The organism is Sinorhizobium sp. CB7, from assembly GCF_041357635.1.
GTDB lineage: Bacteria > Pseudomonadota > Alphaproteobacteria > Rhizobiales > Rhizobiaceae > Rhizobium.
Window position 1 is genome coordinate 95,981 of the sequence record NZ_JAULLL010000015.1, and the last position, 24,005, is coordinate 119,985.

Annotated in this window: 28 protein-coding genes; 27 read left to right on the forward strand and 1 reads right to left on the reverse strand. The window is 59.7% G+C overall.

Annotated elements, in window-relative coordinates; genetic code table 11:
* The first annotated feature begins 151 nt into the window (after window positions 1–151).
* Both rpoB and rpoC read left to right on the forward strand, forming a co-directional pair.
* Window positions 152–4,294 (forward strand): DNA-directed RNA polymerase subunit beta, encoded by a 4,143-nt coding sequence (gene rpoB / locus AAE029_RS25740; protein ID WP_371075740.1) that lies wholly within the window; start codon window positions 152–154, stop codon window positions 4,292–4,294.
* A gap of 187 nt (window positions 4,295–4,481) precedes the next feature.
* Window positions 4,482–8,693, forward strand: a complete 4,212-nt coding sequence (rpoC, locus tag AAE029_RS25745) for a DNA-directed RNA polymerase subunit beta' (RefSeq protein ID WP_371075741.1) — start codon at window positions 4,482–4,484, stop codon at window positions 8,691–8,693.
* Window positions 8,694–8,905: 212 nt separating this feature from the next.
* Here the strand turns inward: rpoC and AAE029_RS25750 are convergent, their stop codons facing one another.
* A complete protein-coding gene (locus AAE029_RS25750; protein WP_371075742.1) occupies window positions 8,906–9,199 on the reverse strand; it encodes a transcriptional regulator in 294 nt (97 codons plus the stop codon).
* 500 nt (window positions 9,200–9,699) lie between these two features.
* Here AAE029_RS25750 and rpsL point away from each other — a divergent pair, with 500 nt between their 5' ends.
* The 25 genes from rpsL to rplO all read left to right on the forward strand — a co-directional run bounded on the left by rpsL (window position 9,700) and on the right by rplO (window position 23,833).
* Complete coding sequence (rpsL, locus tag AAE029_RS25755; protein ID WP_003507760.1) at window positions 9,700–10,071, forward strand: 30S ribosomal protein S12; 372 nt, start codon at window positions 9,700–9,702, stop codon at window positions 10,069–10,071.
* Window positions 10,072–10,148: 77 nt separating this feature from the next.
* Window positions 10,149–10,619 carry a 30S ribosomal protein S7 gene (gene rpsG, locus AAE029_RS25760; RefSeq protein WP_371075743.1) on the forward strand — a complete coding sequence of 157 codons (471 nt, stop codon included), beginning with the start codon at window positions 10,149–10,151 and terminating at the stop codon, window positions 10,617–10,619.
* A 29-nt stretch (window positions 10,620–10,648) separates the two neighbouring features.
* A complete protein-coding gene (gene fusA, locus AAE029_RS25765) occupies window positions 10,649–12,748 on the forward strand; it encodes an elongation factor G (RefSeq protein ID WP_371075744.1) in 2,100 nt (699 codons plus the stop codon).
* A gap of 68 nt (window positions 12,749–12,816) precedes the next feature.
* Complete coding sequence (gene tuf, locus AAE029_RS25770) at window positions 12,817–13,992, forward strand: elongation factor Tu (RefSeq protein ID WP_371075733.1); 1,176 nt, start codon at window positions 12,817–12,819, stop codon at window positions 13,990–13,992.
* A 152-nt stretch (window positions 13,993–14,144) separates the two neighbouring features.
* Window positions 14,145–14,453, forward strand: a complete 309-nt coding sequence (gene rpsJ / locus AAE029_RS25775; protein WP_003547547.1) for a 30S ribosomal protein S10 — start codon at window positions 14,145–14,147, stop codon at window positions 14,451–14,453.
* A gap of 35 nt (window positions 14,454–14,488) precedes the next feature.
* Entirely contained in the window at window positions 14,489–15,130 is a 642-nt protein-coding gene (gene rplC, locus AAE029_RS25780) for a 50S ribosomal protein L3 (protein WP_371075745.1), read from the forward strand.
* A gap of 13 nt (window positions 15,131–15,143) precedes the next feature.
* Window positions 15,144–15,764 carry a 50S ribosomal protein L4 gene (rplD, locus tag AAE029_RS25785; protein ID WP_371075746.1) on the forward strand — a complete coding sequence of 207 codons (621 nt, stop codon included), beginning with the start codon at window positions 15,144–15,146 and terminating at the stop codon, window positions 15,762–15,764.
* Window positions 15,761–16,054 (forward strand): 50S ribosomal protein L23, encoded by a 294-nt coding sequence (locus AAE029_RS25790; RefSeq protein WP_371075747.1) that lies wholly within the window; start codon window positions 15,761–15,763, stop codon window positions 16,052–16,054. The genes rplD and AAE029_RS25790 overlap by 4 nt, the downstream gene beginning before the upstream one ends.
* Window positions 16,055–16,064: 10 nt before the next feature.
* Window positions 16,065–16,901, forward strand: coding sequence for a 50S ribosomal protein L2 (gene rplB, locus AAE029_RS25795; RefSeq protein WP_371075748.1), 837 nt, complete (start codon window positions 16,065–16,067; stop codon window positions 16,899–16,901).
* Window positions 16,902–16,916: 15 nt separating this feature from the next.
* Complete coding sequence (gene rpsS / locus AAE029_RS25800; protein ID WP_004118389.1) at window positions 16,917–17,195, forward strand: 30S ribosomal protein S19; 279 nt, start codon at window positions 16,917–16,919, stop codon at window positions 17,193–17,195.
* A 2-nt stretch (window positions 17,196–17,197) separates the two neighbouring features.
* A complete protein-coding gene (rplV, locus tag AAE029_RS25805; protein ID WP_371075749.1) occupies window positions 17,198–17,587 on the forward strand; it encodes a 50S ribosomal protein L22 in 390 nt (129 codons plus the stop codon).
* Window positions 17,587–18,306: a 30S ribosomal protein S3 gene (gene rpsC, locus AAE029_RS25810; protein WP_371075750.1), complete on the forward strand. Its 720-nt coding sequence runs from the start codon at window positions 17,587–17,589 to the stop codon at window positions 18,304–18,306. The genes rplV and rpsC overlap by 1 nt, the downstream gene beginning before the upstream one ends.
* Before the next feature lie 36 nt (window positions 18,307–18,342).
* On the forward strand, window positions 18,343–18,756 hold the full coding sequence (rplP, locus tag AAE029_RS25815; protein WP_004118395.1) for a 50S ribosomal protein L16: 414 nt from the start codon (window positions 18,343–18,345) through the stop codon (window positions 18,754–18,756).
* Between the two features lie 11 nt (window positions 18,757–18,767).
* Entirely contained in the window at window positions 18,768–18,968 is a 201-nt protein-coding gene (rpmC, locus tag AAE029_RS25820) for a 50S ribosomal protein L29 (protein WP_007690763.1), read from the forward strand.
* A gap of 12 nt (window positions 18,969–18,980) precedes the next feature.
* Complete coding sequence (gene rpsQ, locus AAE029_RS25825) at window positions 18,981–19,220, forward strand: 30S ribosomal protein S17 (RefSeq protein WP_371075751.1); 240 nt, start codon at window positions 18,981–18,983, stop codon at window positions 19,218–19,220.
* A 261-nt stretch (window positions 19,221–19,481) separates the two neighbouring features.
* Window positions 19,482–19,850: a 50S ribosomal protein L14 gene (gene rplN / locus AAE029_RS25830; protein ID WP_003573790.1), complete on the forward strand. Its 369-nt coding sequence runs from the start codon at window positions 19,482–19,484 to the stop codon at window positions 19,848–19,850.
* Window positions 19,851–19,861: 11 nt separating this feature from the next.
* On the forward strand, window positions 19,862–20,170 hold the full coding sequence (gene rplX, locus AAE029_RS25835) for a 50S ribosomal protein L24 (protein ID WP_371075752.1): 309 nt from the start codon (window positions 19,862–19,864) through the stop codon (window positions 20,168–20,170).
* The gene (rplE, locus tag AAE029_RS25840; protein ID WP_371075753.1) at window positions 20,163–20,720 is read left to right on the forward strand and encodes a 50S ribosomal protein L5; all 558 of its coding nucleotides are present in this window, start codon (window positions 20,163–20,165) and stop codon (window positions 20,718–20,720) included. The genes rplX and rplE overlap by 8 nt, the downstream gene beginning before the upstream one ends.
* 33 nt (window positions 20,721–20,753) lie before the next feature.
* A complete protein-coding gene (rpsN, locus tag AAE029_RS25845; protein WP_371075754.1) occupies window positions 20,754–21,059 on the forward strand; it encodes a 30S ribosomal protein S14 in 306 nt (101 codons plus the stop codon).
* Between the two features lie 13 nt (window positions 21,060–21,072).
* Entirely contained in the window at window positions 21,073–21,471 is a 399-nt protein-coding gene (gene rpsH / locus AAE029_RS25850) for a 30S ribosomal protein S8 (protein ID WP_371075755.1), read from the forward strand.
* Between the two features lie 42 nt (window positions 21,472–21,513).
* The gene (gene rplF, locus AAE029_RS25855; protein WP_371075756.1) at window positions 21,514–22,047 is read left to right on the forward strand and encodes a 50S ribosomal protein L6; all 534 of its coding nucleotides are present in this window, start codon (window positions 21,514–21,516) and stop codon (window positions 22,045–22,047) included.
* Between the two features lie 12 nt (window positions 22,048–22,059).
* A complete protein-coding gene (rplR, locus tag AAE029_RS25860; RefSeq protein ID WP_371075757.1) occupies window positions 22,060–22,422 on the forward strand; it encodes a 50S ribosomal protein L18 in 363 nt (120 codons plus the stop codon).
* Window positions 22,423–22,553: 131 nt separating this feature from the next.
* Window positions 22,554–23,123 carry a 30S ribosomal protein S5 gene (rpsE, locus tag AAE029_RS25865; protein WP_371075758.1) on the forward strand — a complete coding sequence of 190 codons (570 nt, stop codon included), beginning with the start codon at window positions 22,554–22,556 and terminating at the stop codon, window positions 23,121–23,123.
* A 13-nt stretch (window positions 23,124–23,136) separates the two neighbouring features.
* Window positions 23,137–23,346 carry a 50S ribosomal protein L30 gene (rpmD, locus tag AAE029_RS25870; protein WP_168829323.1) on the forward strand — a complete coding sequence of 70 codons (210 nt, stop codon included), beginning with the start codon at window positions 23,137–23,139 and terminating at the stop codon, window positions 23,344–23,346.
* Between the two features lie 16 nt (window positions 23,347–23,362).
* A complete protein-coding gene (gene rplO / locus AAE029_RS25875; protein WP_371075759.1) occupies window positions 23,363–23,833 on the forward strand; it encodes a 50S ribosomal protein L15 in 471 nt (156 codons plus the stop codon).
* Window positions 23,834–24,005 lie beyond the last annotated feature (172 nt).

Here is a 24,005-nt window from a genome sequence, read left to right on the forward strand (position 1 = left end):
TGCCGTTTTTCTGAACGAATTACCCAAAAGCCGTGAAACCGGCTTTTGGGTAATGGGTTCTTCTAGAGTGACCCATTTTCGGCGGGGCCGACTGGCCAGCGGTTCCCGTCCGTTGCAGGCCCGGATGCACAAGTTTTTTGAAGGAGCGACGATGGCTCAGACCCTTTCGTTCAATGGTCGCAGGCGCGTACGCAAGTTTTTTGGTAAGATCCCTGAAGTCGCGGAAATGCCGAACCTCATCGAGGTTCAGAAGGCTTCCTACGACCAGTTTCTGATGGTCGAAGAGCCCAAGGGCGGCCGCCCGGACGAGGGGCTTCAGGCCGTCTTCAAGTCGGTCTTCCCGATTACCGATTTCTCCGGCGCTTCGATGCTGGAATTCGTCTCCTACGAATTCGAGCCGCCGAAGTTCGACGTGGATGAATGCCGCCAGCGCGATCTGACCTATGCAGCGCCGCTGAAGGTGACGCTGCGTCTTATCGTGTTCGATATCGATGAAGATACCGGCGCCAAGTCCATCAAGGACATCAAGGAACAAAGCGTTTACATGGGCGACATGCCGCTCATGACGAACAACGGCACCTTCATCGTGAACGGCACCGAGCGCGTGATCGTATCGCAGATGCACCGGTCGCCGGGTGTCTTCTTCGATCACGACAAGGGCAAGAGCCATTCTTCCGGCAAGTTGCTCTTCGCCGCCCGCGTAATTCCGTATCGTGGTTCCTGGCTCGACATCGAATTCGACGCCAAGGATATCGTCTATGCTCGCATCGACCGCCGCCGCAAGATTCCGGTGACGTCGCTGCTGATGGCGCTTGGCATGGATGGCGAGGAAATTCTCGAGACCTTCTATACGAAGTCGCTCTATCAGCGCGACGGCGATGGCTGGCGCATTCCCTTCCAGCCGGAGACGCTGAAGGGGGCCAAGGCGATCACCGACATGATCGACGCCGATACCGGCGAGGTCGTGGTCGAGGGCGGCAAGAAGCTGACCCCGCGCCTGCTGCGCCAGCTGTCCGAGAAGGGTCTGAAGGCGCTCAAGGCGACCGATGACGAGCTCTATGGCAACTACCTCGCCGAGGATATCGTCAACTACCAGACGGGTGAAATCTATCTGGAGGCCGGCGACGAAATCGACGAGAAGACCCTGCCGGTCATTCTGTCTAACGGTTTCGACGAGATCCCGGTTCTCGGTATCGACCACATCAATGTCGGTGCCTATATCCGCAACACGCTCTCAGCAGACAAGAACGAGAACCGTCAGGACGCTCTGTTCGACATCTACCGCGTCATGCGTCCGGGCGAGCCGCCGACGATGGAATCGGCGGAAGCCATGTTCAACTCGCTGTTCTTCGATGCGGAGCGCTACGACCTCTCCGCCGTTGGCCGCGTGAAGATGAACATGCGTCTCGACCTCGATGTCGCCGATAGCGTCCGCATCCTGCGTAAAGATGACATCCTGGCCGTGGTCAAGATGCTCGTCGAGCTGCGCGACGGCAAGGGTGAGATCGACGATATCGACAACCTCGGCAACCGCCGCGTCCGCTCGGTCGGTGAGCTGATGGAGAACCAGTACCGTCTTGGCCTGCTGCGGATGGAGCGCGCGATCAAGGAACGCATGTCCTCGATCGAGATCGACACGGTCATGCCGCAGGATCTGATTAACGCGAAGCCGGCGGCTGCTGCCGTTCGCGAATTCTTCGGTTCCTCGCAGCTGTCGCAGTTCATGGACCAGGTGAACCCGCTTTCGGAAATCACCCACAAGCGTCGTCTATCGGCTCTTGGTCCGGGTGGTCTGACGCGCGAGCGCGCCGGCTTCGAAGTGCGCGACGTGCATCCGACCCACTACGGCCGCATCTGCCCGATTGAAACGCCGGAAGGTCCGAACATCGGTCTCATCAACTCGCTGGCGACCTTCGCCCGCGTCAACAAGTACGGCTTCATCGAGAGCCCGTACCGCAAAATCGTTGACGGCCGCGTGACCAACGACGTGCTCTACCTCTCCGCCATGGAAGAGGCGAAGTACTACGTTGCCCAGGCGAACGCCCCGCTCGAAAAGGATGGTTCGTTCTCGGAAGAGTTCGTCGTCTGCCGTCATGCCGGCGAAGTGATGCTCGCTCCGCGCGACAACATCAACCTGATGGACGTCTCGCCGAAGCAGCTCGTCTCGGTCGCGGCAGCGTTGATCCCGTTCCTGGAAAACGACGATGCGAACCGTGCTCTCATGGGTTCGAACATGCAGCGTCAGGCCGTGCCGCTTCTGCGTGCCGAAGCGCCGTTCGTCGGCACGGGCATGGAGCCGGTGGTCGCCCGTGACTCGGGTGCTGCTATCGGTGCGCGCCGCGGCGGCGTCGTCGACCAGGTCGACGCGACCCGTATCGTTATCCGTGCGACGGAAGATCTCGAGGCCGGTAAGTCCGGCGTCGATATCTACCGGCTGCAGAAGTTCCAGCGTTCGAACCAGAACACCTGCGTCAACCAGCGTCCGCTGGTTACCGTCGGTGACGTGGTCAACAAGGGCGACATCCTCGCTGACGGTCCCTCGACCGATCTCGGCGATCTGGCTCTCGGCCGCAATGTGCTCGTCGCGTTCATGCCGTGGAACGGTTACAACTACGAAGACTCGATCCTGCTCTCCGAGCGCATCGTCGCCGACGACGTGTTCACCTCCATCCACATCGAGGAATTCGAAGTGATGGCGCGTGACACCAAGCTTGGTCCGGAAGAAATCACGCGCGACATTCCGAACGTTTCGGAAGAAGCGCTGAAGAACCTCGACGAAGCCGGCATCGTCTATATCGGCGCCGAAGTCCAGCCGGGCGATATCCTCGTCGGCAAGATCACGCCGAAGGGCGAAAGCCCGATGACGCCGGAAGAAAAGCTTCTGCGCGCCATCTTCGGTGAAAAGGCGTCCGATGTCCGCGACACCTCCATGCGCATGCCACCTGGAACCTACGGTACGGTTGTCGAAGTCCGCGTCTTCAACCGCCACGGTGTGGAGAAGGACGAGCGCGCCATGGCGATCGAGCGCGAAGAGATCGAGCGTCTCGCAAAGGACCGCGACGACGAACAGGCGATCCTGGACCGCAACGTCTACGGCCGCCTGATCGACATGCTGCGTGGCCAGATGTCCGTCGCGGGCCCGAAGGGCTTTAAGAAGGGCACCGAGCTTTCGAACGCCGTCGTCTCCGAGTATCCGCGTTCGCAGTGGTGGATGTTCGCCGTCGAAGACGAAAAGATGCAGGGCGAGATCGAAGCGCTCCGCGGCCAGTACGACGAATCTAAGTCGCGTCTCGAACAGCGCTTCATGGACAAGGTCGAAAAGGTCCAGCGCGGCGATGAAATGCCTCCGGGCGTCATGAAGATGGTCAAGGTCTTCGTCGCCGTAAAGCGCAAGATCCAACCGGGCGACAAGATGGCTGGCCGTCATGGCAACAAGGGTGTCGTCTCGCGCATCGTGCCGGTGGAAGACATGCCGTTCCTGGAAGACGGTACGCATGTCGACATCGTGCTGAACCCGCTCGGCGTGCCCTCGCGCATGAACGTCGGCCAGATCCTGGAGACTCATCTGGGCTGGGCCTGCGCCGGCATGGGCAGGCAGATCGGTGAACTGATCGAAGCCTACAAGGCTAGCGGCAATATCGAACCGCTGCGCCGGACGATCGACAAGGTCGTTGGCTCCGGTCCTAAGGGTGAACCGGTTCGCGAATATGACGACGACTCCGTCCTGCGTCTGGCCGACCAGTGGAAGCGTGGCGTTTCGATCGCCACTCCCGTCTTCGACGGTGCGGGCGAAATCGACGTCAACGCCATGCTGGCGATGGCCGGTCTCAAGGAAACCGGTCAGTCGACGCTCTATGACGGCCGCACGGGCGAACAGTTCGACCGTCAGGTGACGGTGGGCTACATCTACATGCTGAAGCTCAACCACCTGGTCGACGATAAGATCCACGCCCGCTCGATCGGTCCTTACTCGCTCGTCACACAGCAGCCGCTGGGTGGTAAGGCGCAGTTCGGCGGTCAGCGCTTCGGCGAAATGGAGGTCTGGGCGCTCGAGGCTTATGGTGCGGCTTACACGCTGCAGGAAATGCTGACGGTGAAGTCGGACGACGTCGCCGGCCGTACCAAGGTCTACGAAGCCATCGTCCGTGGCGACGATACGTTCGAAGCCGGTATTCCGGAAAGCTTCAACGTTCTCGTCAAGGAAATGCGCTCGCTGGGCCTCAGCGTCGAGCTGGAAAACTCCAAGGTTGAAGACCTGCAGGCGGCAAGCCAGCTGCCCGACGCGGCCGAGTAACCATTCGATAGGGTGTGCGCTGTAAGGCAGCGCACACCGTTCCCGTCGGCGTCGGCTTTCCGAGACGCTTGACAGGGACGATTTCGCCGCATTCTGCGGTTATTGTCGTTTTAGGCGACAGTCCGGCTCCCGGGAATTGCCGGCACTGTTCGCGTTTTGAGGGCTTCGGCCCATGAAGGAGACAGGCATGAACCAAGAGGTCATGAATCTTTTCAATCCGCAGATGCCTGCACAGAATTTCGATTCCATCCGGATTTCGATTGCATCGCCGGAGAAGATCCTCTCCTGGTCCTACGGTGAGATCAAGAAGCCGGAAACCATCAATTACCGTACGTTCAAGCCGGAACGCGACGGTCTCTTCTGCGCGCGCATCTTCGGACCGATCAAGGACTACGAGTGCCTGTGCGGCAAGTACAAGCGCATGAAGTACAAGGGCATCATCTGCGAAAAGTGCGGCGTCGAAGTGACGCTGTCGCGCGTTCGCCGTGAGCGCATGGGTCATATCGAGCTCGCCGCTCCCGTTGCTCACATCTGGTTCCTGAAGTCGCTGCCGAGCCGCATTTCCACGCTGCTCGACATGACGCTGAAGGATGTCGAACGCGTTCTCTATTTCGAGAACTATATCGTCACCGAACCTGGCCTGACCGCGCTCAAGGAGCACCAGCTCCTGACGGAAGAAGAGTATATGCTCGCCGTCGATGAATACGGCGAGGACCAGTTCACGGCGATGATCGGTGCCGAAGCCATCTACGAGATGCTCGCTTCGATGAACCTCGAAAGGATCGCCGGCGATCTGCGTTCCGAGCTTGCCGATACCACGTCGGACCTCAAGCAGAAGAAGCTGATGAAGCGCCTGAAGATCGTCGAGAACTTCCTGGAATCGGGCAACCGGCCGGAATGGATGATCATGAAGGTCGTCCCGGTGATCCCGCCGGACCTGCGTCCGCTGGTTCCCCTCGATGGCGGCCGTTTCGCGACGTCCGACCTTAACGATCTTTATCGCCGCGTCATCAACCGTAACAACCGTCTGAAGCGCCTGATCGAGCTGCGTGCGCCTGGCATCATCATCCGCAACGAAAAGCGGATGCTGCAGGAGTCCGTCGATGCGCTCTTTGACAATGGTCGTCGCGGCCGCGTCATCACCGGTGCCAACAAGCGCCCGCTGAAGTCGCTGTCCGACATGCTGAAAGGCAAGCAGGGCCGCTTCCGTCAGAACCTGCTCGGCAAGCGCGTCGACTATTCGGGTCGTTCGGTCATCGTGACCGGTCCCGAGCTGAAGCTGCATCAGTGCGGCCTGCCGAAGAAGATGGCGCTCGAACTCTTCAAGCCGTTCATCTATGCGCGCCTCGACGCCAAGGGTTACTCCTCGACCGTCAAGCAGGCAAAGAAGCTCGTTGAAAAGGAAAAGCCGGAAGTCTGGGATATCCTCGACGAGGTCATCCGCGAGCATCCGGTTCTCCTGAACCGTGCTCCGACGCTGCACCGCCTGGGGATCCAGGCCTTCGAACCGACGCTGGTCGAAGGCAAGGCGATCCAGCTGCATCCGCTCGTCTGCACGGCCTTCAATGCCGACTTCGACGGCGACCAGATGGCCGTTCACGTGCCGCTGTCGCTCGAGGCTCAGCTCGAAGCCCGCGTGCTGATGATGTCGACAAACAACATCCTGCATCCGGCAAACGGCGCTCCGATCATCGTTCCATCGCAGGACATGGTTCTCGGCCTCTACTATCTGTCGATCATGAACCAGAACGAGCCGGGCGAAGGCATGGCCTTCTCCGATCTCGGCGAGTTGCATCATGCGCTCGAAAACAAGGTCGTGACGCTGCACACCAAGATCCGTGGCCGCTTCAAGTCGATCGGCGAGGATGGCAAGCCATACTCGAAGATCTATGAAACGACGCCCGGTCGTCTGCTCATCGGCGAACTGCTGCCGAAGAACGGCAAGGTGCCGTTCGACATCTGCAACCAGGAAATGACCAAGAAGAACATCTCCAAGATGATCGACACGGTCTATCGTCACTGCGGCCAGAAGGACACGGTCATCTTCTGCGACCGCATCATGCAGCTCGGCTTCGCCCATGCCTGCCGCGCCGGCATTTCCTTCGGCAAGGATGACATGGTCATTCCGGCCACCAAGGCCAAGATTGTTGCCGACACTGAAAACCTGGTCAAGGAATACGAGCAGCAGTACAACGACGGTCTGATCACCCAGGGCGAGAAGTACAACAAGGTTGTCGACGCCTGGGGCAAGGCTACTGAGAAGGTTGCCGAGGAGATGATGGCCCGCATCAAGGCCATCGAGTTCGACGAGAACACCGGTCGTCAGAAGCCGATGAACTCGATCTACATGATGAGCCACTCGGGTGCTCGTGGTTCGCCGAACCAGATGCGTCAGTTGGGCGGCATGCGCGGCCTCATGGCGAAGCCCTCGGGCGAAATCATCGAGACGCCGATCATCTCGAACTTCAAGGAAGGCCTGACCGTGAACGAGTACTTCAACTCGACGCACGGCGCCCGCAAGGGTCTGGCAGACACCGCCTTGAAGACCGCGAACTCCGGTTACCTGACGCGTCGTCTGGTCGATGTTGCGCAGGACTGCATCGTCACGCATGTCGATTGCGGCACCGAAGCCGGTCTCACCATGACTGCCATCGTCGATGCCGGTCAGGTCGTTGCCTCGCTTGGAGCCCGCATCCTCGGCCGTACGGCTCTGGACGACATCGACAACCCGGTCAGCGGCGAGAACATCGTCAAGGCCGGCCAGATGATCCTCGAGCCGCATGTCACCGATATCGAGAAGGCCGGTATCCAGTCCGTCCGCATCCGTTCGGCGCTGACCTGCGAAATCCAGACGGGTGTCTGCTCGGTTTGCTACGGCCGTGACCTTGCACGTGGCACGCCGGTCAACATCGGCGAGGCTGTTGGCGTCATCGCCGCTCAGTCGATCGGTGAGCCGGGCACGCAGCTGACCATGCGTACCTTCCATCTTGGCGGTACGGCGACCGTGGTCGACCAGTCGTTCCTGGAAGCCTCGTACGAAGGTACGGTGCAGATCAAGAACCGCAACATCCTGCGCAACTCCGAAGGCAGCCTGGTTGCCATGGGTCGCAACATGACGATCCAGATCCTGGACGAGCGCGGCGTCGAGCGGTCTTCGCAGCGCGTCGCATACGGCTCGAAGCTGCATGTCGACGAAGGCGACAAGGTCAAGCGCGGTCAGCGTCTGGCGGAATGGGATCCGTACACCCGTCCGATGATGACGGAAGTGGCCGGTACCGTTCAGTTCGAAGACGTCGTCGACGGCCTGTCCGTCCTCGAAGCGACCGACGAGTCGACCGGTATCACCAAGCGTCAGGTTATCGACTGGCGTTCGACGCCGCGCGGCTCCGACCTGAAGCCGGCGATCGTCATCAAGGATGCCAACGGCAATGTCGCGAAGCTTTCGCGCGGTGGTGAAGCGCGCTTCCTGCTCTCGGTCGATGCGATCCTGTCCGTCGAACCGGGCCAGAAGGTCAGTCAGGGCGACGTGCTCGCACGTTCGCCGCTCGAAAGCGCCAAGACCAAGGACATCACCGGTGGTCTGCCGCGCGTGGCCGAACTGTTCGAAGCCCGCCGTCCGAAGGATCACGCTATCATCGCCGAAATCGATGGCACGATCCGCCTCGGCCGCGACTATAAGAACAAGCGTCGCGTCATCATCGAGCCGGCGGAAGACGGTGTCGAGCCTGTCGAGTACCTGATCCCGAAGGGCAAGCCGTTCCATCTGCAGGATGGCGACTATATCGAAAAGGGTGACTACATCCTCGACGGTAACCCGGCACCGCACGACATCCTGGCGATTAAGGGCGTGGAAGCTTTGGCTTCCTACCTCGTCAATGAAATCCAGGAAGTCTATCGCCTGCAGGGCGTTGTCATCAACGACAAGCACATCGAAGTGATTGTCCGTCAGATGCTGCAGAAGGTGGAGATCACCGATGCGGGCGACTCGACCTACATCGTCGGCGACAATGTCGACCGGATCGAGCTCGAAGACGTCAACGATTCGCTGATCGAGGAAGGCAAGAAGCCAGCCCGCGGCGAGCCGGTTCTGCTCGGCATCACCAAGGCATCGCTGCAGACGCCGTCCTTCATCTCCGCCGCTTCCTTCCAGGAAACGACGAAGGTACTGACGGAAGCTGCAATCGCCGGCAAGACCGATGGCCTGCAGGGTCTGAAGGAGAATGTGATCGTCGGCCGCCTCATCCCGGCCGGTACCGGTGGCACGATGACCCAGATCCGCCGCATCGCGACAGCGCGCGACGATCTGATCCTCGAAGAGCGCCGCAAGAGCACGGGTGCATCCGTTGCAACGCCGATGCTTCAGGACATGGCGGGCGAGGGCGTTCCGGCCGGCGAATGATCCGACCGGCCGCCGCCGTAGCGAAATCAACAAACCGAAAGGCCCGGATCGCTCCGGGCCTTTTCGTTATTTCGATTTGATCTCGAACAGCGGGAACTTCGGGGCTCGTTCGATGCAATCCGGCGGCTCGGCCTGCACTCCAACATTCCCTCCGGTCGCACCAGCTCGCGTGGATCGGCACCTTCGGGGAGTAGGGAACGCTACATAGGAGCTCAGCTGAAGCGGATGATGGCGACCTCGCCCTCGACCGCGCCCTGATAGGCGGAAGCGTGCGGCTCCTCGTCTGGCACTTCCGTCAGCATGCCAATCTGGTCGAGATCGGCTTCGATGAAGCCTTCTTCGGCGAGCGCATTCAGGGCCTCGCGGACGGCGGTGTCGTCGTCGGGTGCACGCAGCATGATGTGCAGATCGACCCCCTGGCTCCCATCGGACTCGTAGCCCTTGCCGATGATGATAAAGACCATGGGACCGTCGAAGTTGTTATCATTGTCGGCTGTAGCGATCATGGCCTTGTCCTTCCGAGTATCTCGATCTGATGAATCGGATTCGGTTTCGATAGTGGTTTTCATGCAACTGCTGATTCCTTACCCGCTTTTGATGCGATGCCCAAGTTTATCTTGCTGCATCGCCGTAATTTCCTCTTGAACCTCTTCAAAGAGCGCAAGAACCCGGCATTTCAAGGCGAAACGACTAAGATTATTTCCCAATCGGCCTTGACGAACCTGCGGGAAACCAGTAGTACCCGCGCCATCAGATCCCATGTGAGGCTTGGCTGTTCGGCGCGACGCGCTCCGGAGTTCGTCTCAAACAAGGTTCTAAACGCACGTTGAAGATATGATGCTGCACGTATGACGCATGTCTTTTGCGTCCTCTGCTCTTAGCGGTCCATCTGCGGAAGCGGATTGGGCCGCGTTTTGCGCATTGGCTATACGGCGTGTGACGTTGCCGGAGACGGTGAAAGCGAAGCCCGCAAGGGTATCAAGACAAGATTGTAAGGGATGGTTGAATGCCTACCGTAAACCAGCTGATCCGCAAGCCTCGCCAGGCGCAGGTAAAGCGTAACAAGGTTCCTGCCCTGCAGGAGAACCCGCAGAAGCGCGGCGTCTGCACCCGCGTTTATACGACGACGCCGAAGAAGCCGAACTCGGCTCTGCGTAAGGTCGCAAAGATCCGCCTGACCAACGGCTTCGAAGTCATTGGTTACATCCCGGGTGAAGGTCATAACCTTCAGGAGCACTCCGTCGTCATGATCCGCGGCGGTCGCGTGAAGGACCTTCCGGGTGTTCGCTACCACATCATCCGCGGCGTTCTCGATACCCAGGGTGTCAAGAACCGCAAGCAGCGTCGCTCCAAGTATGGCGCGAAGCGTCCGAAGTAATTCGGTTTTGAGAAATCCGGCGCTGCGCGAGGTTCTCCGCGTGATAAAGCGTCAGCAACAGTTGAGAGACGAGAAGTATGTCCCGACGCCATAGAGCAGAAAAGCGTGAAATCAACCCGGATCCGAAGTTCGGTGATCTGGTTGTCACGAAGTTCATGAACGCCATCATGCTGGACGGCAAGAAGTCCGTCGCTGAAAATATTGTTTACGGTGCGTTCGACGCCGTTCAGGGCAAGTCCAAGCAGGAGCCGCTCCAGGTTTTCCATCAGGCTCTGGACAACATTGCTCCGCACGTTGAAGTCCGCTCGCGTCGCGTTGGTGGTGCAACCTATCAGGTTCCGGTCGATGTTCGTCCGGAGCGTCGTCAGGCTCTCGCAATTCGCTGGCTGATCGCTGCTGCGCGCAAGCGTAACGAAACGACCATGGTCGATCGCCTCTCGGGCGAACTCATGGATGCCGCTAACAACCGCGGCAGCGCTGTCAAGAAGCGCGAAGACACGCACAAGATGGCTGATGCCAACCGTGCGTTCTCGCACTATCGCTGGTAATTCGAACGGTATCGAAAGGCAGTCCTAAAATGGCTCGCGCATACAAAATCGAAGACTACCGTAATTTCGGTATCATGGCGCATATTGACGCCGGCAAGACCACGACCACCGAGCGTATCCTTTATTACACCGGCAAGTCGCACAAGATCGGTGAAGTCCACGATGGCGCTGCCACCATGGACTGGATGGAGCAGGAGCAGGAGCGTGGCATCACGATCACGTCCGCTGCCACGACGACCTTCTGGAAGGGTCGCGATGGCAAGGTGCGCCGCTTCAACATCATCGACACCCCCGGCCACGTCGACTTCACCATTGAAGTCGAGCGTTCGCTGCGCGTTCTCGACGGCGCCATCGCGCTGCTCGATGCCAATGCCGGCGTCGAGCCGCAGACGGAAACTGTCTGGCGTCAGGCCGAGAAGTATCATGTTCCGCGCATGATCTTCTGCAACAAGATGGACAAGACCGGTGCGGACTTCTTCCGTTCCGTCGAGATGATCAAGACCCGCCTCGGTGCAACCGCTGTCGTCATGCAGCTGCCGATCGGCGCTGAAAGCGACTTCAAGGGCGTTATCGACCTTGTCGAGATGAATGCCCTCATCTGGCGCGACGAATCCCTCGGCGCCCAGTGGGATGTCGTCGAGATCCCGGAAGATATGAAGGCTCAGGCCGAAGAATATCGCGAAAAGCTCATCGAGACCGTTGTCGAGATCGATGAAGCCGCGATGGAAGCCTATCTCGAAGGCAATCTGCCGGATAACGACAAGATCCGCGAACTCGTTCGTCGCGGTACGATCGACGTCAAGTTCCATCCGATGTTCTGCGGCACGGCCTTCAAGAACAAGGGCGTTCAGCCGCTGCTCGACGCTGTTGTCGATTACCTGCCGTCTCCGGTCGATATTCCGGCGATCAAGGGTATCGATGCCAAGACCGAAGCTGACATCGTCCGTCACGCTGATGACAACGAACCGCTCTCGATGCTGGCGTTCAAGATCATGAACGACCCCTTCGTCGGTTCGCTGACCTTCGCTCGTATCTATTCCGGCAAGCTCGAAAAGGGTGTGTCGGTCATGAATACGGTCAAGGACAAGCGCGAGCGTGTCGGCCGCATGCTGCAGATGCACTCCAACTCGCGTGAAGACATCGAAGAGGCCTTTGCTGGCGACATCGTTGCTCTTGCTGGCCTTAAGGAGACCACGACGGGTGACACGCTCTGTGATCCGCTGAAGCCGGTCATTCTCGAGCGCATGGAGTTCCCTGAGCCGGTTATCCAGATCGCAATCGAGCCGAAGTCCAAGGGCGACCAGGAAAAGATGGGTCTCGCGCTCAACCGCCTGGCAGCAGAAGATCCGTCCTTCCGCGTCAAGACGGACCAGGAATCCGGTCAGACGATCATCGCCGGCATGGGCGAACTGCACCTCGACATCATCGTCGATCGCATGCGTCGCGAGTTCAAGGTCGAAGCCAACGTCGGTGCTCCGCAGGTTGCCTATCGCGAAACCATCACGCGCGCTCAGGAAGAAGATTACACGCACAAGAAACAGACCGGCGGTACCGGCCAGTTCGCGCGCGTCAAGATCATCTTCGAACCGAACCCGGAAGGCGAAGATTTCAAGTTCGAGTCCAAGATCGTCGGTGGTGCTGTTCCGAAGGAATACATCCCGGGCGTTCAGAAGGGCATCGAGAGCGTTCTGTCCTCCGGTCCGCTGGCTGGCTTCCCGATGCTCGGTGTTAAAGCGACGCTTATCGACGGCGCCTTCCACGACGTCGACTCGTCGGTTCTGGCCTTCGAAATCGCTTCTCGCGCCTGCTTCCGCGAAGCAGCCAAGAAGGCTGGCGCGCAGCTTCTCGAGCCGATGATGAAGGTCGAAGTCGTAACGCCCGAGGACTACGTCGGTGACGTGATCGGTGACCTGAATTCTCGCCGTGGCCAGATCCAGGGCCAGGAGAGCCGTGGTATCGCTGTCGTCATCAACGCCAACGTTCCGCTGGCGAACATGTTCAAGTACGTCGACAATCTGCGCTCCATGTCGCAGGGTCGCGCTCAGTACACGATGACCTTCGATCACTACGCGCCGGTCCCGTCGAACGTCGCTACTGAAATCCAGGCAAAGTATTCCGGTCAGAAGTGACCGGAATACCAATTGACCGATAACAAGAATTAGTTCCCCTCGGGGACTAGAAAAATGGAGAGCCGACAATGGCAAAGAGTAAGTTTGAGCGCAACAAGCCGCACGTTAACATTGGCACGATTGGGCACGTTGACCACGGCAAGACGTCTCTGACGGCAGCGATCACGAAGTACTTCGGTGAGTTCAAGGCGTATGACCAGATCGACGCGGCCCCGGAAGAAAAGGCGCGCGGCATCACGATTTCGACGGCGCACGTCGAATACGAGACGGCCAACCGCCACTATGCGCACGTCGACTGCCCCGGCCATGCCGACTACGTGAAGAACATGATCACCGGCGCCGCACAGATGGACGGCGCGATCCTGGTGTGCTCGGCCGCCGACGGCCCGATGCCGCAGACGCGCGAGCACATCCTGCTGGCCCGCCAGGTCGGCGTTCCGGCGATCGTCGTGTTCCTGAACAAGGTCGACCAGGTTGACGACGCCGAGCTTCTGGAGCTGGTCGAGCTCGAAGTTCGCGAACTGCTGTCGTCCTACGACTTCCCGGGCGACGATATTCCGGTCGTCAAGGGTTCGGCGCTTGCCGCGCTGGAAGACTCCAACAAGGAGATCGGCGAGAACGCGATCCGCGAGCTGATGGCGCAGGTTGACGCCTACATCCCGACGCCGGAGCGTCCGATCGACCAGCCGTTCCTGATGCCGATCGAAGACGTGTTCTCGATCTCGGGCCGCGGTACGGTTGTGACGGGCCGCGTCGAGCGTGGCGTGATCAAGGTCGGTGAGGAAGTCGAGATCGTCGGCATCCGTCCGACGACGAAGACGACCTGCACGGGCGTTGAAATGTTCCGCAAGCTGCTCGACCAGGGCCAGGCCGGCGACAACATCGGTGCGCTGCTGCGCGGTGTCGACCGCAACGGCGTCGAGCGTGGCCAGATCCTGTGCAAGCCGGGTTCGGTAAAGCCGCACAAGAAGTTCAAGGCGGAAGCCTACATCCTGACGAAGGAAGAGGGTGGCCGTCATACGCCGTTCTTCACGAACTACCGTCCGCAGTTCTACTTCCGCACGACGGACGTGACGGGCATCGTGACGCTGCCGGAAGGCACGGAAATGGTGATGCCGGGCGACAACGTGACGGTTGACGTCGAGCTGATCGTGCCGATCGCGATGGAAGAAAAGCTGCGCTTCGCCATCCGCGAGGGCGGCCGCACCGTCGGCGCCGGCATCGTCGCAAGCATCGTCGAGTAATTACGCGGCTGGGCCACAGGCCCGGAGAAAAGGACGGGGACACCCTCCGGTGTCCCTCTCGATCTTTGAAACCGGTGGCCCGCCTGAAGCAACTGAAGGTAAACACGTGCTCCCAGAGAGCACGCGGATAACAAGAGCAAGGATAAAGTCGAATGAACGGCCAGAATATCCGCATCCGCCTTAAGGCGTTCGATCACCGGATTCTCGATGCCTCCACGCGCGAGATCGTATCGACGGCTAAGCGCACCGGTGCTAGCGTCCGGGGCCCCGTTCCGCTTCCGACCCGCATCGAGAAGTTTACGGTTAACCGGTCCCCGCACATCGACAAGAAGAGCCGCGAGCAGTTCGAGATGCGCACGCACAAGCGCCTTCTCGATATCGTTGACCCGACCCCGCAGACGGTGGACGCGCTGATGAAGCTCGACCTCGCCGCCGGTGTCGACGTTGAGATCAAGCTCTGAGCCTCGCCTCGAGCTGAGTGAGAAGGATTGAACCGATGCGTTCAGGTGTGATTGCACAGAAGGTGGGAATGACCCGCGTCTACAACGACGCTGGCGAACATGTCCCGGTAACAGTATTGCGTATGGACGGCTGCCAGGTCGTTGCCCAGCGCACAGTTGAAAAGAACGGCTACACCGCAGTTCAGCTCGGTGCCGGCCAGGCGAAGGTCAAGAACACGTCGAAGGCGATGCGCGGCAACTTTGCCGTCGCCAACGTCGAGCCGAAGGCCAAGCTCGCCGAGTTCCGCGTAACCGAAGATAATCTGCTCGAAGTTGGCACCGAGCTGAAGGCTGGTCATTTTTCCGCCGGCCAGCTCGTCGATGTCACCGGCACGACGATCGGTAAGGGCTTTGCCGGCGCCATGAAGCGTCACGGTTTCGGCGGTCTGCGCGCGACCCACGGTGTTTCGGTCTCGCACCGTTCGCATGGTTCGACCGGTTCGCGCCAGGATCCGGGCAAGGTATTCAAGAACAAGAAGATGGCTGGTCACATGGGCCAGACTCGCGTGACGACGCAGAACCTCGAAGTGGTTTCGACCGACGAAGATCGCGGTCTAATCCTCGTCAAGGGTGCGGTTCCCGGTTCCAAGGGTTCCTGGATCATCGTACGCGACGCCGTCAAGTCGGCAGCGAAGTAAGGGAGCCATACCGATGGAATTGAACGTCAAGACCCTCGAGGGAAAAGACGCCGGGAAGGTTTCCCTTTCTGATGCGATTTTCGGCCTTGAGCCCCGCGAAGACATTCTCGCCCGCGTTATCCGCTGGCAGCTCGCCAAGAGGCAGCAGGGCACGCATCAGGCAAAGGGCCGCGCGGACGTCGCGCGCACTGGCGCCAAGATGTACAAGCAGAAGGGTACGGGCCGCGCTCGTCACCATTCGGCTCGCGCTCCGCAGTTCCGTGGCGGTGGTAAGGCTCACGGCCCGGTTGCCCGCAGCCACGAGCATGACCTTCCGAAGAAGGTCCGCGCGCTCGGCCTGCGTCACGCGCTGTCTGCCAAGATCAAGGCCGACGAATTGATCGTTATCGACGATCTCGTCGCCACGGAAGCAAAGACCAAGGTTCTCGCCGGCGCCTTCGAGACGCTCGGCCTGACCAACGCGCTCTTCATCGGCGGCGCAGAGCTCGACGGCAACTTCAAGCTCGCAGCCCAGAACATCCCGAACATCGATGTTCTGCCGATTCAGGGCATCAACGTTTACGACATCGTGCGCCGCGGCAAGCTCGTGCTTTCCAAGGCTGCGGTTGAAGCGCTAGAGGAGCGATTCAAGTGACCGATCTTCGCCACTACGATGTGATCGTTTCTCCTGCGATCACCGAAAAGTCCACGCTGGTATCGGAAAACAACCAGGTTGTTTTCAATGTCGCCAAGACGGCGACGAAGCCGGAAATCAAGGCTGCTGTCGAGGCGCTCTTCGGCGTCAAGGTCACGGCCGTCAATACGCTGCTCCGCAAGGGCAAGACCAGGCGTTTCCGCGGTTTTGTCGGCAAGCAGAAGGACGTGAAGAAGGCTGTCGTGACCTTGGCTGAAGGCCAGACGATCGACGTCTCCACCGGTCTCTGAGGATAAGAAAATGGCATTGAAAACATTCAATCCGACGACCCCGAGCCAGCGCCAGCTCGTCATTGTCGACCGCTCCTCGCTCTATAAGGGCAAGCCGGTCAAGACGCTGACGGAAGGCCTGACCTCGAAGGGCGGCCGCAACAACCTCGGTCGCATCACGGTCCGCTTCCAGGGCGGCGGTCACAAGCGCAGCTACCGTCTGGTCGATTTCAAGCGTCGCAAGTTTGACGTCGAAGCAACGGTCGAGCGTATCGAATATGACCCGAACCGTACGGCTTACATCGCGCTGGTGACCTATTCCGACGGCGAGCAGGCTTATATCCTTGCTCCGCAGCGTCTTGGAGCCGGTGACAAGGTCATCGCTTCGGACAAGGCCGTGGACGTGAAGCCGGGCAATACCATGCCGCTTCAGTTCATTCCGGTCGGCTCCATCATCCACAACGTGGAAATGAAGCCGGGCAAGGGCGGTCAGATCGCTCGTTCCGCCGGCTCCTACGCGCAGCTCGTCGGCCGCGACCAGGGCATGGCGATCCTTCGCCTGAACTCGGGTGAGCAGCGTCTCGTTCACGGCTCCTGCCTTGCAACGATCGGCGCCGTTTCCAATCCCGACCACGCCAACATCAACGACGGCAAGGCCGGTCGTTCGCGCTGGCGTGGCAAGCGGCCGCATAACCGCGGCGTCGTCATGAACCCGGTCGACCATCCGCACGGCGGCGGTGAAGGCCGCACCTCCGGTGGTCGCCATCCGGTGACCCCGTGGGGCAAGCCGACCAAGGGCAAGCGTACGCGGTCCAACAAGGCGACCGATAAGTTCATCATGCGCTCGCGCCATCAGCGCAAGAAGTAAGAGAGGAAGTCTCAAGTGGCTCGTTCAGTTTGGAAAGGTCCGTTTGTTGACGGCTATCTTCTCAAGAAGGCTGAGAAGGTTCGTGAAGGCGGACGCAGTGAAGTAATCAAGATGTGGAGCCGTCGCTCCACGATCATGCCGCAGTTCGTTGGTCTCACCTTCGGCGTCTACAACGGCAGCAAGCATATTCCGGTCAGCGTCAACGAAGACATGGTCGGACACAAGTTCGGTGAGTTCGCTCCGACCCGCACCTACTACGGTCACGGCGCGGACAAGAAGGCGAAGAGGAAGTAACAATGGGCAAGGCAAAAGCCGAACGCCGGCTGAAGGACAATGAGGCGCAAGCAGTTGCGCGCACGCTCCGTGTCAGCCCTCAGAAGCTCAACCTTGTCGCGGCTCTGATCCGCGGCAAGAAGGTTGATCGCGCGCTCGCCGAGCTGGAATTCTCGCGCAAGCGCATCGCAGGTGCCGTCAAGAAGACGCTCGAATCCGCGATCGCCAACGCCGAGAACAACCATGATCTCGACGTTGACTCGCTGGTCGTCGCTGAAGCCTTCGTCGGCAAGTCGATCGTCATGAAGCGCTTCCACGCTCGCGGTCGCGGCCGTGCGTCGCGTATCGAGAAGCCGTTTGCACACCTGACGATCGTCGTTCGTGAAGTGCAGGCACAAGAGGAGGCCGCATAATGGGTCAGAAAATCAATCCGATCGGTTTCCGTCTTGGCATCAACCGTACTTGGGACAGCCGCTGGTTCGCGGACAACGCCGAGTATGGCCAGCTGCTGCACGAAGACCTGAAGATGCGCAAGTTCGTGATGAGCGAGCTGAAGCAGGCCGGTATCTCCAAGGTGGTTATCGAACGTCCGCACAAGAAGTGCCGCGTCACGATCCACTCGGCTCGTCCGGGTCTGATCATCGGCAAGAAGGGCGCAGACATCGACAAGCTCCGCAAGAAGCTGTCGGAGATGACGAATTCGGAGACGCACCTCAACATCGTCGAAGTGCGCAAGCCGGAAATCGATGCGACGCTGGTCGCCCAGTCGATCGCCCAGCAGCTCGAGCGCCGCGTGGCTTTCCGTCGCGCCATGAAGCGCGCGGTTCAGTCCGCGATGCGTCTTGGCGCCGAAGGCATCAAGATCACCTGCGCCGGCCGTCTCGGCGGTGCGGAAATTGCTCGTACGGAATGGTACCGCGAAGGTCGCGTTCCGCTGCACACCCTGCGTGCCGACATCGACTACGGTACGGCTGAAGCGGAAACCGCTTTCGGTATCTGCGGCATCAAGGTCTGGATCTTCAAGGGCGAAATCCTTGAGCATGATCCGCTGGCTTCCGAGCGCCGCGCGATGGAAGGTGACAGCCAGGGCCCGAGCAGCAGAGACAGAGACCGTCGCCGCGAAAACGCTTGATAGCGTGCGTGGCAGATAAGTTCGGAGAATAAGAAAATGTTGCAGCCAAAGCGTACGAAGTACCGCAAGCAGTTCAAGGGCCGCATCAAGGGCGTCGCCAAGGGTGGTTCTGACCTCGCATTCGGCGAATTCGGCCTGAAGTCGCAGGAGCCCAACCGCGTCAATGCACGCGAGATCGAAGCGGCCCGCCGCGCGATCACGCGTTACATGAAGCGCGCCGGCCGCGTCTGGATCCGCGTGTTTCCGGATGTTCCGGTCACCGCCAAACCGACCGAAGTCCGTATGGGTAAGGGTAAGGGCTCTGTCGAATACTGGGCATGCAAGGTCAAGCCCGGCCGTATGATGTTCGAGATCGACGGCGTCAGCGAAGAGATCGCTCGCGAAGCACTTCGCCTCGGCGCCGCCAAGCTCTCGGTCAAGACGCGCTTCGTTCAGCGCATCGCAGAGTAAGGATGAAGCTCATGAAAGCCGCAGATGTTCGCGCCCTCAGCGCCGACCAACTCAAGGACGAGCTTGCCAAGCTGAAGAAGGAGCAGTTCAACCTGCGCTTCCAGAAGGCGACAGGCCAGCTCGAGAAGTCCTCGCGCATCAACGAAGTCCGCAAGGACATCGCCCGCGTGAAAACCATTGCCCGCCAGAAGGCGGCAGAAGCAAAGGCCTAAAGGAAGAATAATATGCCGAAGCGCATCCTGCAGGGCGTCGTCGTTGGCGACAAAAACGAGAAGACGGTCGTCGTCCGCGTCGAGCGCCGTTTCGCTCACCCGTTGCTCCAGAAGACCGTTCGTCGTTCGAAGAAGTACAAGGCGCACGACGAAAACAATCAGTACAAGATCGGCGATATCGTCTCCATCGAGGAATGCGCGCCGATCTCCAAGGACAAGCGCTGGACGGTAATTTCCGCCCAGGGCAAGTGACAGAATTTTGCGCGAGGCCTTGCGTCTCGCCGAAATATCTGTATGAAGCAGCGTCAGAACGCTCGAATGCCGGGCGTTCTTTTGCTTTGAGCGCACGGAAGGTCCCGTTCGGGAAACCACCCTGGCACGATCGATCCCGCGCTATTCAGCTATTGCCGCGTCTGTGCTTGCCGTTTTGGCAGGTCGGCCGGCGGAAAATTTTCATAAGCCGGAGTAGGGGGCTAGCCCAACCATTCCGGTAAACCAAGAAGGCGACCTGATATGATTCAGATGCAAACAAACCTCGACGTGGCGGATAATTCCGGCGCACGTCGTGTCATGTGCATCAAGGTGCTGGGCGGCTCGAAGCGCAAATATGCCTCGATCGGCGACGTCATCGTCGTTTCGATCAAGGAAGCGATCCCGCGCGGCCGTGTGAAGAAGGGTGACGTGATGAAGGCGGTTGTCGTTCGCACCGCCAAGGATATCCGTCGTCCGGATGGCAGCGTTATCCGCTTCGATACCAATGCAGCAGTTCTTATCGACAACAAGAAAGAGCCGATCGGCACCCGTATCTTCGGACCGGTTCCGCGCGAACTTCGCGCCAAGAACCACATGAAGATCATCTCGCTGGCTCCGGAAGTACTGTAAGGAGCGAAGCGATGCAGAAGATCCGTAAAGGCGACAAGGTTGTCGTGTTGACCGGTAAGGACAAGGGCCGTACCGGCGAAGTTATTCAGGTCATGCCGAAGGAAGACCGCGCGGTCGTTCGTGGCGTCAACGTCGTCAAGCGCCATCAGCGCCAGACGCAGAGCCAGGAAGCCGGCATTATTCGTAAGGAAGCGCCGCTTCACCTGTCCAACATTGCGATCGTCGACAAGGACGGCAAGCCGACCCGCGTCGGTTTCAAGGTCGTGGATGGCAGAAAGGTCCGTGTGGCCAAGCGTTCGGGAGAAGTGATCGATGGCTGAGGCAAAGTACGAGCCGCGGCTCAAGAAGGAATATGTTGCTCGCATCCGTAAGGCGATGCAGGAGAAATACTCCTATAGCAACGAGATGCAGATCCCGAAGCTGGACAAGATCGTGATCAACATGGGTGTGGGTGAAGCCACGGCTGACTCCAAGAAGCCGACCGTCGCTGCTGCCGACCTCGCGGCAATCGCCGGTCAGAAGCCGGTCATTACCCGTGCGCGCAACTCCATCGCAGGCTTCAAGGTCCGCGAGAACATGCCGATCGGCGCCAAGGTGACGCTGCGCGGCGCCCGCATGTACGAGTTCCTGGACCGTCTCGTGAACATCGCGCTTCCGCGCGTTCGCGACTTCCGCGGCCTGAACCCGAAGAGCTTTGACGGCCGTGGCAACTTCGCCATGGGCATCAAGGAGCACATTGTGTTCCCTGAGGTCAACTACGACAAGGTTGATCAGATGTGGGGCATGGACATCATCGTTTGCACGACGGCGACGACCGACGACGAAGCACGGGCTCTTCTGAAAGAGTTCAACTTCCCGTTCCGTCAATAACCGTAACGACGAGCGTAGAAAAGGAACTCCGATATGGCGAAGACAAGCGCAGTCGAAAAGAACAAGCGCCGCCGCAAGACAGTCGCCAGCCAGGCCAACAAGAGGGCCGCGCTGAAGGCGATCATCATGAACCAGTCGCTCTCGATTGAAGACCGGTTCAAGGCCACTCTCAAACTGGCATCGCTCCCGCGCGATGGATCCAAGACCCGCGTTCGCAATCGTTGCGAAGTATCGGGCCGTCCGCGCGCCTATTACCGCAAACTGCGCATGTCGCGTATCGCGCTGCGTGAACTGGGCAACCTCGGCAAGGTTCCGGGCGTCGTCAAGTCGAGCTGGTAAGGAGCAGGTTTAGATGACAATGACTGATCCGTTGGGTGATATGCTCACCCGTATCCGTAACGGCGCTTCCCGCCGCAAGTCGTCGGTCTCGACGCCTGCGTCCAAGCTCCGTGCGCGCGTTCTCGATGTCCTGCAGTCTGAGGGCTACATCCGTGGCTATTCCGTTGTCGATTTCGGCAACGGCAAGTCGGAGCTCAGCATCGAGCTGAAATATTATGAAGGTGCATCGGTTATCCGCGAGATCGACCGTGTATCCAAGCCGGGCCGCCGGGTCTATGTCTCGGTCAAGTCCATTCCGCAGGTCGCGAACGGCCTCGGCATCACCATCCTTTCGACCCCGAAGGGCGTGATGGCCGATCACCAGGCTCGCGAACAGAATGTTGGTGGCGAGGTTCTCTGCTCGGTCTTCTAAGACCGGACAGGGATCTCCATTCGAAACAGACAGGTTTGAAAAATGTCTCGTATCGGTAAGAAGCCCGTTCAGGTGCCTGCTGGGATCACGGCTACGGTCGATGGCCAGAAGGTAACTGCCAAGGGCCCCAAGGGCGAGCTGGTCTTCGTCGCAAACGACGAAATCAGCCTCAAGCTCGAAAACAATGCGGTCGTCGTGACGCCGCTTCATGAAACCAAGGATGCTCGTGCAAAGTGGGGCATGTCCCGCACGATGATCGAGAACATCTTCAAGGGCGTCAAGGATGGTTACGAGCGCAAGCTCGAAATCAACGGCGTCGGCTACCGTGCCACTATGCAGGGCAAGAACCTGCAGCTCGCGCTCGGCTTCAGCCACGACGTCGTCTATGAGCCCCCGGTCGGCATCACGATCGCGGTACCGAAGCCGACGGAAATCGTCGTATCCGGTATCAACAAGCAGCAGGTCGGCCAGGTTGCCGCCGAGATCCGCGAATATCGCGGTCCGGAGCCCTACAAGGGCAAGGGCGTCAAGTATGCCGAAGAGCGGATCGTCCGCAAAGAAGGCAAGAAGAAGTAAGGATCACGCGAAATGGCTAGCAGGAAAGAAGCACTTGCACGTCGTGCCAACCGCGTGCGCCGTCAACTCAAGGCGGTGGCCAATGGCCGTCCGCGCCTGTCGGTTCATCGCTCCTCGAAGAACATCTATGCTCAGGTCATCGACGATGTGGCTGGCAAGACGCTTGCGTCCGCCTCCACGCTCGACAAGGATCTGCGCGGTTCTCTGAAGACCGGTGCCGATACCGCAGCGGCAGCCCTCGTTGGCAAGCTGGTTGCGGAGCGCGCCTCCAAGGCCGGCGTCAAGGAGGTCGTATTCGACCGTGGCGCATTCATCTATCACGGCCGCATCAAGGCTCTCGCCGACGCAGCCCGTGAAGGTGGCTTGACCTTCTGATCAAGTTTCCGGCCGGGTGTCTCGCACGCCGGCCGGATGTTCGCCGGACCGCAGACATTCTCCTTTTGGAGAACCGTGCGGTCCTCGTTTTGTTTGCCGATTGCACCCGGAAAAGAAAAAGGAAGAGGACAATGGCACAAGAAAGAAGAGGCTCGCGCGAAGATCGCCAGAGCCGCGAAGAGCGCGACAGCGAATTCGTCGACAAGCTGGTCGCGATCAACCGCGTCGCCAAGGTTGTGAAGGGTGGCCGTCGTTTCGGCTTTGCTGCTCTCGTCGTCGTTGGTGACCAGAAGGGTCGCGTAGGCTTCGGTCATGGCAAGGCACGCGAAGTGCCGGAAGCCATCCGCAAGGCCACCGAAAGCGCAAAGCGCGACATGATCTTCGTACCGCTGCGCGATGGCCGTACGCTGCACCATGACGTCCATGGCCGCCACGGCGCCGGCAAGGTTCTGCTGCGTTCGGCGAAGGTCGGTACCGGTATCATTGCCGGCGGTCCGATGCGCGCCGTTTTCGAAACGCTCGGCATGCATGACGTTGTTGCCAAGTCGACCGGTTCCTCGAACCCCTACAACATGGTTCGCGCTACCTTTGACGCTCTGAAGCATCAGGTTCACCCGAAGGACATCGCAGCCCAGCGCGGCATCAAGTATGCCACCCTGCAGGCTCGTCGCAGTGCCTCCGGCAACGCCTCTGAAGAATAAGAGGAGCTGACCTATGGCCAAGGCTACCAAGAAGACTGAAGCGAAGACGGTCACTGTCGAGCAGATCGGCAGCCCGATTCGCCGTCCGGATGTCCAGCAGCGCACGCTGATCGGTCTCGGACTGAATAAGATGCACAGACGCCGCACGCTGGAAGATACTCCGGCCGTTCGTGGCATGATCCGTGCTGTCCAGCATCTCGTTCGCGTTGTCGACGAGAAGTGAGACCGGAGTAACGCTCATGAAACTCAATGAAATCAAGGACAACGAAGGTTCGACCCACAGCCGCAAGCGCCTCGGCCGCGGTATTGGTTCGGGCTCGGGCAAGACCGCTGGCCGCGGTGTGAAGGGTCAGAAGGCCCGTTCCGGCGTCGCCATCAACGGTTTCGAAGGCGGTCAGATGCCGATCTACCGTCGCCTGCCGAAGCGCGGCTTTACCAACATCTTCGCAGACGACTTCGTTGTCGTTTCGCTGTCGCGCATCCAGGCGGCAATCGATGCAGGCAAGCTCGACGCCAAGGCGACTGTCGACGCTGCTGCCTTGAAGGCAGCCGGCGTTATCCGCCGCGTCAAGGATGGTGTACGGGTTCTTTCGGACGGCGAACTGAAGGCGAAGATCACGCTCGAGGTCGCCGGCGCTTCCAAGCCTGCGGTCGAGAAGATCGAAAAGGCCGGCGGCACTGTAAAGCTTCTTTCGGCTGTCGCAGAATAATCTTATGATATGTCGCCCGGGGTGCTTCACACCGGGCGATTTTGCTCCCATATGTGAGCCTCACGTGCTCGAACGGCGCTCCCGGCGCCTTCAGGGCGAACACGGAAAACAAGGGTGAGGCATCCGGTTGCGCCGCAATCTGCCCAAGGCCCGGTTTTTGAACATTTTTGGT

Bases quoted from the DNA above. Each gene is read 5' to 3' on its own strand.
- rpoB (WP_371075740.1), top strand. From the start codon at position 152: ATGGCTCAGACCCTTTCGTTCAATGGTCGCAGGCGCGTACGCAAGTTT.
- rpoC (WP_371075741.1), top strand. From the start codon at position 4,482: ATGAACCAAGAGGTCATGAATCTTTTCAATCCGCAGATGCCTGCACAG.
- AAE029_RS25750 (WP_371075742.1), bottom strand. From the start codon at position 9,199: ATGATCGCTACAGCCGACAATGATAACAACTTCGACGGTCCCATGGTC.
- rpsL (WP_003507760.1), top strand. From the start codon at position 9,700: ATGCCTACCGTAAACCAGCTGATCCGCAAGCCTCGCCAGGCGCAGGTA.
- rpsG (WP_371075743.1), top strand. From the start codon at position 10,149: ATGTCCCGACGCCATAGAGCAGAAAAGCGTGAAATCAACCCGGATCCG.
- fusA (WP_371075744.1), top strand. From the start codon at position 10,649: ATGGCTCGCGCATACAAAATCGAAGACTACCGTAATTTCGGTATCATG.
- tuf (WP_371075733.1), top strand. From the start codon at position 12,817: ATGGCAAAGAGTAAGTTTGAGCGCAACAAGCCGCACGTTAACATTGGC.
- rpsJ (WP_003547547.1), top strand. From the start codon at position 14,145: ATGAACGGCCAGAATATCCGCATCCGCCTTAAGGCGTTCGATCACCGG.
- rplC (WP_371075745.1), top strand. From the start codon at position 14,489: ATGCGTTCAGGTGTGATTGCACAGAAGGTGGGAATGACCCGCGTCTAC.
- rplD (WP_371075746.1), top strand. From the start codon at position 15,144: ATGGAATTGAACGTCAAGACCCTCGAGGGAAAAGACGCCGGGAAGGTT.
- rplB (WP_371075748.1), top strand. From the start codon at position 16,065: ATGGCATTGAAAACATTCAATCCGACGACCCCGAGCCAGCGCCAGCTC.
- rplV (WP_371075749.1), top strand. From the start codon at position 17,198: ATGGGCAAGGCAAAAGCCGAACGCCGGCTGAAGGACAATGAGGCGCAA.
- rpsC (WP_371075750.1), top strand. From the start codon at position 17,587: ATGGGTCAGAAAATCAATCCGATCGGTTTCCGTCTTGGCATCAACCGT.
- rplP (WP_004118395.1), top strand. From the start codon at position 18,343: ATGTTGCAGCCAAAGCGTACGAAGTACCGCAAGCAGTTCAAGGGCCGC.
- rpmC (WP_007690763.1), top strand. From the start codon at position 18,768: ATGAAAGCCGCAGATGTTCGCGCCCTCAGCGCCGACCAACTCAAGGAC.
- rpsQ (WP_371075751.1), top strand. From the start codon at position 18,981: ATGCCGAAGCGCATCCTGCAGGGCGTCGTCGTTGGCGACAAAAACGAG.
- rplN (WP_003573790.1), top strand. From the start codon at position 19,482: ATGATTCAGATGCAAACAAACCTCGACGTGGCGGATAATTCCGGCGCA.
- rplX (WP_371075752.1), top strand. From the start codon at position 19,862: ATGCAGAAGATCCGTAAAGGCGACAAGGTTGTCGTGTTGACCGGTAAG.
- rplE (WP_371075753.1), top strand. From the start codon at position 20,163: ATGGCTGAGGCAAAGTACGAGCCGCGGCTCAAGAAGGAATATGTTGCT.
- rpsN (WP_371075754.1), top strand. From the start codon at position 20,754: ATGGCGAAGACAAGCGCAGTCGAAAAGAACAAGCGCCGCCGCAAGACA.
- rpsH (WP_371075755.1), top strand. From the start codon at position 21,073: ATGACAATGACTGATCCGTTGGGTGATATGCTCACCCGTATCCGTAAC.
- rplF (WP_371075756.1), top strand. From the start codon at position 21,514: ATGTCTCGTATCGGTAAGAAGCCCGTTCAGGTGCCTGCTGGGATCACG.
- rplR (WP_371075757.1), top strand. From the start codon at position 22,060: ATGGCTAGCAGGAAAGAAGCACTTGCACGTCGTGCCAACCGCGTGCGC.
- rpsE (WP_371075758.1), top strand. From the start codon at position 22,554: ATGGCACAAGAAAGAAGAGGCTCGCGCGAAGATCGCCAGAGCCGCGAA.
- rpmD (WP_168829323.1), top strand. From the start codon at position 23,137: ATGGCCAAGGCTACCAAGAAGACTGAAGCGAAGACGGTCACTGTCGAG.
- rplO (WP_371075759.1), top strand. From the start codon at position 23,363: ATGAAACTCAATGAAATCAAGGACAACGAAGGTTCGACCCACAGCCGC.